This window comes from Xanthobacter sp. BG11Y11_SDJG (assembly GCF_057364445.1).
The window spans coordinates 1-1,428 of the sequence record NZ_JBNFNU010000648.1 but is presented as its reverse complement, the minus strand read 5'-3'; the positions used below and the strand labels follow the sequence as shown (position 1 = coordinate 1,428).

1 protein-coding gene, 1 tRNA gene and 1 pseudogene are annotated in these 1,428 nt (G+C 72.4%); 1 reads left to right on the top strand and 2 read right to left on the bottom strand.

Going from position 1 to position 1,428, the window contains the following annotated elements:
- Positions 1 to 38 precede the first annotated feature (38 nt).
- A tRNA-Gln gene (locus tag AC2W7M_RS25385) sits at positions 39 to 114 on the top strand.
- A gap of 57 nt (positions 115 to 171) precedes the next feature.
- Here AC2W7M_RS25385 and AC2W7M_RS25380 read toward each other — a convergent pair.
- Both AC2W7M_RS25380 and AC2W7M_RS25375 read right to left on the bottom strand, forming a co-directional pair.
- A pseudogene (locus AC2W7M_RS25380) lies at positions 172 to 899 on the bottom strand (TSUP family transporter).
- A gap of 39 nt (positions 900 to 938) precedes the next feature.
- Positions 939 to 1,428, bottom strand: a 490-nt coding sequence (locus tag AC2W7M_RS25375) for a phenylacetaldoxime dehydratase family protein (protein WP_486135874.1), incomplete at its 5' end; no start/stop codon positions are given.

The window sequence follows — 1,428 nt, the reverse complement described above, 5'->3', positions numbered from 1 at the left end:
CTCCGCCCCGCGCCGCCGCCGCCCGCTGCGAGGCGGTCTGGTGGGGATAGTTCAACGGTAGAACAGCGGACTCTGACTCCGTTAATCTAGGTTCGAATCCTAGTCCCCCAGCCAATCCCGTTCCTGGCCTTTTCCTCCGCCGCCGGATCGCGGCGTGCCGCCGGCAGGGCGCTAGAACAGCATCAAGGCGCCGCGCGATGCGGCCATCGCGCCGACGAGGCCGAGGGCGATCAGCGCCACGCGCCGATGTCCGCCCGGCAAGCGGCGGAACAGCCAGCCGCCGGCGAGCGTGCCGAGCACCAGCGCCGGCAGGAGCAGGGCGGCGAGCGCCACGTCCCGGCCGGTGATCTGGCCGGCGAGGGCGCCGAGCAGCAGCGGCGCCGCGCAGAACAGCGAGAACACCAGCGTCATGGAGGCACGCGCGGCCGCCGGCGTGAACCAGCCGCGCAGGTAGAAGGCGGTGAGCGGCGGTCCGCCCATGGCCACGAGGCCCTGCAGGAACCCCGAGGACGCCCCCGTGGCGAGCGTGACCGCGAGGCCGGGGCGCGGCGTGCGCACCGGCGGTGCCAACGCCAGCCCCACGGCGGCCGCCACGGTCACGAGGCCCACCAGGAGCCGCACCATGTCCTGCGGCGCGAGAGCAGCAGCACCGCGCCGAGCGCGACGAACGGCAGCCCGGCCACGGCGATGGCGGCGCTGCTGTGCCGGTCCACGGTCGCAAGATCGCTGCGCAGCGTCACCGCGCCGGACGCCAGCTGGAGCGAGAGGACCACCGGCACGGCGCGCACCGGGTCCATGAACAAGGACGCGAAGGGCATGGCGAACAGGCCGAAGCCGAAGCCGGTGAAACCGCGCAGCACGGCCGCTGCAGCCACGACGGCCGACAAGGCGAGCGCCATGGTCGCGAACTGGGGATCGGCAGTCATCGCGGCAGCGCGTCAGCCGGCCGGTTCCAGCACGCGGGCGGGAAAATAGCCCAGCAGCCCGGTGCCCCCATCGCAATTGACATACTCGAAGTCGGGCGCGTCATGGTCGAGCACATAGATTTCGTTGTAGGTCCGCAGTTCCAGCGCCTCCTGGTACTTCCGGCGTTCGGCGAGGGCGCGGTGATAGATGGCGAGATGGGTCGGGTGGTGCATCGCCCAGGCCTCCAGATGCCCGAGCGAGAGGAAATGGCCGAGCGAATAGGCCTCTTCCAGCGGCGCTCCTGCCGCGTCGGTCAGCCTCACCTGCCGCAGCGCGGGGCAGCCGGCCTCGCACGGATTGCGCCGCAGATAGTCCATGCCGGCATCGAGCTTCGGCCGGACATTGCGCTCGTAGCTGTCGCGCTGCTCCGGCCCGCAGGCGGCCCAGGAGACGCCCGAGCGGATCACCGCGAGCCCGGCGGGCGGGCGGACCGCGAGCCGCGCGCCCCGCGTTTGCGGCATC